Raw genomic sequence first — 4506 nt, 5'->3', positions numbered from 1 at the left:
ATCCTATAAAATTCCAAAGGTACTAGAATTACTTGAAAGAGAAACAGGTAATAACGAATATGATGTTGTCATTGCTACTAATATGATTTCAGTGGGGATGGATGTTGACCGTTTGGGTTTGATGGTTGTTACGGGTCAACCAAAACAAACATCTGAGTATATCCAGGCTTCTAGTCGTGTAGGAAGGAGCAAACCAGGGCTGGTTATTACTGTTTATAATCCGTACCGGCCTCGTGATATGTCTCATTATCAGAATTTTAAAGGATACCATAGCCGACTTTATTATTACGTAGAGGGAACAACTGCTACCCCATACGCCTCCCGTGCTCGTGATAGGGTCTTGCATGCAATAACGGTAGCTCTCGCAAGAATGCAGGAAAAAGAGCTTGCCCAAAATGAAGGGGCTAAGAATATCGGGACTGTGGACTTAAGTGCCATTAAGTCCATAATCCGAAATCGGGTTAGCGTTGTCGAACCGAAAAACATTGATGGGACTCTTGCGGACCTTGATGAGTTTTTAGACGAGTGGATTGCGACGAGTAGTTTAGAGAAAAACCTTGTTTATTATTTTAGTACAATGAGCAAAAAAGCAAAATACCAAACACAAAATAGGCTTTTACGTAGATATTCGGAAAAGGAACTTTCTGAACATGAAAGACCCACACTAGACTCGATGAGGCAAATCGAAGGCAGCTCAAGGTTATACTTATATGAAGGGTGGGAAAAGGAATGAGTAAAAATCAGGTGGGAGAGGTTAGACCAGGCCAGTTAATAACTACTTTTGGACCGGGGGCGATCCTTGATTCAGTTAAGGATTCTTTAATGGTTCTTGATATAAAGTATTGGGATAAAGCTAGGGAAAAAATCTTTGATAAGCGGTTGTCCCAGTTTTTAAAGAAATCATATTTCAAAAAAATACCAGATAAAGGATGGGAGGATTTACCTGCCATTCCTTTCCCGTATTATCACGTTTGCAGTAATAATAAATGTCGTCGACTGTTTGATATAAGGAATAAATTTCACCTGGAGACATATTTGGATGAAGGACCAAAATGCCCGGATTGTGAATGGAAGGCATATCCGGCAAGATTTGTTGTTTCGTGCAGGGATAATAACCATCTTGATGATTTTCCTTGGCGTTGGTGGGCACATGGTAAACAAGAAACATCATGCAAGCGTAAACTTTATATGACAAGTTCTGGTAATACATCCAGTCTTCGTTCATTGGGAGTAAAATGTGAGTGCGGAGCATTTGAAAATATGAATGGTGCTACTCAAGCCAGTTCATTTAACGAATATGCATGTACTGGCAATCATCCACATCAACTATATAATAGTGGATATTGTGATTCACCAATTATTCCTTTACAACGAGGGGCATCGAATGTGTATTTTCCTGCTCTCAGAAGTGCCATCTCAATTCCAGAACAAGATAATGAAACCCCAGATGAATTAATAGAGCGGGAAGAAGAGATCCGTGAACATGAAGAAGATTATGGAATGATGGGTTTAAAAAAATATTACAACAGAAAGTTATCTGGAGTATATGGTACTTTTGAACAATTTCTTCAAGCATGGGAAAGGTATAATAACGCTCCTAAGGAAGAAGTGGACAATTACCAAAATATTAAGGAAATTGAATATGCAGCCTTTACAGATTTTACTGGCAGGAAAAAATTAAAAGATTTCGAAGCAGAGAATCAGGAAGTTCCTAATGATTTAAAACCTTATTTTACTCGAATTATAAAGGCTCATCGCCTTAAGGAAATCTTAGTATTATTAGGATTCATGCGAAATGACAATCCAGAGCCAGAAGTAAACTCACCAAAGAATATTGTTTGGTTAGGGTCTGGAACGGAGGAAAACTGGCTTCCTGCGGTAGAGGTATTTGGGGAAGGGATTTTCTTGGAATTTAATCGGGAATCAATAAACCGTTGGATGTCTGATAACAGTAAAATACTTGAAAGTAAATCTGCTCAATTTTCTCGGTTGTATAAGGAGTGGATTACTAGTAAAGGCTGGGAAGTCACTGGTGTAAGAGATGCTGTATATGTCATGATGCATACATTATCCCACCTGTTGATTAAGCAGCTCTCCCTACAATCAGGATATTCTTCCGTTGCTATAAAGGAGCGCATATACTGGAATGAGAATATGGCCGGGATTCTTCTGTATACAGGAAGTACCGATCAGGAAGGTTCATTGGGAGGTCTAGTAGAAATGGGTGGCACAGAAAATATTCGTAAAACGTTATTTGCTGCTCTTCAGGACGCGGTGTTTTGTGCTAGTGATCCCCATTGTGCAAATCTCGAGCCTTCTGAAGAAAATCATTTAAATGGTTGTGCTTGTTTTGCATGTACTATGATAGCAGAAACCTCCTGTGAAACAGGGAACCGATTCCTTGATCGTTCGCTAGTGGTGAGAACAATGGACTCTGAAATTAAACCATTTTTTGAAGGGTTTATTTAATAATGGATAATGTTTTACTTTCTAAGTTTTATTTGCTACTAAACGAAATAGAGGCCGAACTTAAGTCATATGAAATGACTGATATGGAGCTTTACAGTTCAATAATTGAAGGAAGGAAAAATAGTATGAGCAAGGATTTTCCCTTGCTCCTTACTTTATTCCCTTCACTGTCAAAGGAAGAATTAGGGAATCTTTTGGTTTTAATAAAGTTATTAAATACCAAGTACAGACAGGACAAGGTTGATATAGTAGGAACCCTTCCGATTACTGTGCCAAGTATTCGCAAAACGGTTGGAGTTGTTAGACAGCTATTGAACGAGGCTAAATCTCATATTCTAATTACGGGATATGCCATAACAGAATACTTTACTGATATTTTTGATCTGGTTCTAGCAAAAAATAGTAATGGCGTTCAAGTTGATTTATATGTTGATGATAATCAACGGGTTACCCAGTTTTTAAATCAGATTAAAAATAAAGACCATCAGCTTAATATTTATACATATCAAGGAAAAGACTTTTCAGCTCTGCATGCCAAGGTATTGACAATTGATTATCAAAAAGCATTTGTGTCCTCAGCTAATCTTTCTTATAATGGTATAGTAAATAATCTTGAACTTGGGACTCTAATAACAGGGAAAAAAGTTACAGCACTAACTCAAATCTTTGAAGAACTAAATACTCAAGGTTATTTCAGAAAGTTATAAATTAATAGGAAAAATCAGGAGAGATGTAAAGTGGTTATAATTGATCTTTTTTCAGGTGCAGGCGGCCTCAGCGAAGGTTTTCATAAAGAAGGTTTTAAAATAGTCGCCCAAGTTGAAAAAGATCGCTGGGCAACTGAAACATTAAAAACGAGATACCTTTTTCATGAACTAAAGAAAAACAATGATCTTGATTTATATTTCAATTATTTAAACTCTAAGAAAACATATAAAAATATTGAAGAGGATAGAGAAATTATTTTAAAAAAGTATGGATATTTAAAAGAGAAATTGAATGTTGAGATACTTAACAAAAAGTTCGGAAATCCTTCTAACGACAAGGAAGCAACCTCTTCAAAAGAAATTATTTCCCTAATTGAAAATAGTCTTAAGCTTAATAACGAAAATTCTGTATCCATGATTATCGGTGGTCCTCCATGCCAGGCCTATTCACTAGTTGGAAGAGGAAGAATGGGACTTGATGCTGAAAAAGATAATCGAAATTTCCTCTTTTATTATTACCTTCGTATAGTTAAAGAATTTTCTCCAAAAATGTTTGTGTTCGAGAATGTACCCGGTATACTTTCAGCAAAAAAAGGTAAGGTTTTTGAAGAAATTCAGGAACAATTCGATAAAATTGGCTATTCCATATTATCTGGTCCAAATTCGGGAGCTTTGGCAAATGTGTTAAATTTTGCGGATTATGGAGTTCCACAAACTAGAAAGCGTGTATTATTATTTGGTTTCAAAAAAGAGTTTAATCTGCAATATCCAAGTTATTTGGATAAAAGGGTTGATTGGGGTCACACATTAAATACTAAGAATGTTCTTTCAGATTTACCTCAATTAATTCCTGGGGAGGGAACAGATAGTAAAGTTGATTATGATATTAATGAAATAACAACTTTTCAATCATTAATGCGTAACGACTCTATAGGTGTATTTAATCACCAAGCTCGCCGTATTCAAGACAGAGATAGGGAGATTTATAAGATTGCTATTAATAAAGCAAAAAATGGTGAGAAACTTAGCTATCCAGACTTACCCAGCGAACTAAAGACACATAAAAATGAAAATGTCTTTAAGGATAAATTTAAAGTTCATGCTGATAACCAAATTCCCCACACGGTAGTGGCTCATATATCAAAGGACGGGCATTATAATATTCACTATGATATTAATCAGGCAAGATCTTTGACGGTAAGAGAAGCAGCAAGAATTCAAACCTTTCCTGACAATTTCTTTTTTGAAGGTCCGAGAACTGCCCAATTTGTACAAGTGGGTAATGCAGTACCACCATTGATGTCAGAGATCATTGCTAAAACTATTAAGG

Annotated in this window: 4 protein-coding genes; all 4 read left to right on the top strand. The window is 36.3% G+C overall.

All coding sequences use genetic code 11. From position 1 onward, the window contains the following. A partial coding sequence (locus V7137_RS29945; RefSeq protein ID WP_335701439.1) for a helicase-related protein occupies positions 1–733 on the top strand: 733 nt, incomplete at its 5' end. Then, positions 730–2469 carry a DUF1998 domain-containing protein gene (locus V7137_RS29940; RefSeq protein ID WP_335701438.1) on the top strand — a complete coding sequence of 580 codons (1740 nt, stop codon included), beginning with the start codon at positions 730–732 and terminating at the stop codon, positions 2467–2469. The genes V7137_RS29945 and V7137_RS29940, both read left to right, overlap by 4 nt. 2 nt (positions 2470–2471) lie before the next feature. Further along, complete coding sequence (locus tag V7137_RS29935) at positions 2472–3176, top strand: phospholipase D-like domain-containing protein (RefSeq protein WP_335701437.1); 705 nt, start codon at positions 2472–2474, stop codon at positions 3174–3176. Positions 3177–3206: 30 nt separating this feature from the next. Further along, positions 3207–4506 (top strand): DNA cytosine methyltransferase (locus V7137_RS29930; RefSeq protein WP_335701436.1); only part of this gene is annotated, 1300 nt, incomplete at its 3' end.

The organism is Neobacillus drentensis (genome assembly GCF_036962765.1).
Taxonomy (GTDB): Bacteria; Bacillota; Bacilli; order Bacillales; family Cytobacillaceae; genus Neobacillus; species Neobacillus drentensis_C.
This window is presented reverse-complemented; position numbering and strand designations above follow the sequence as displayed.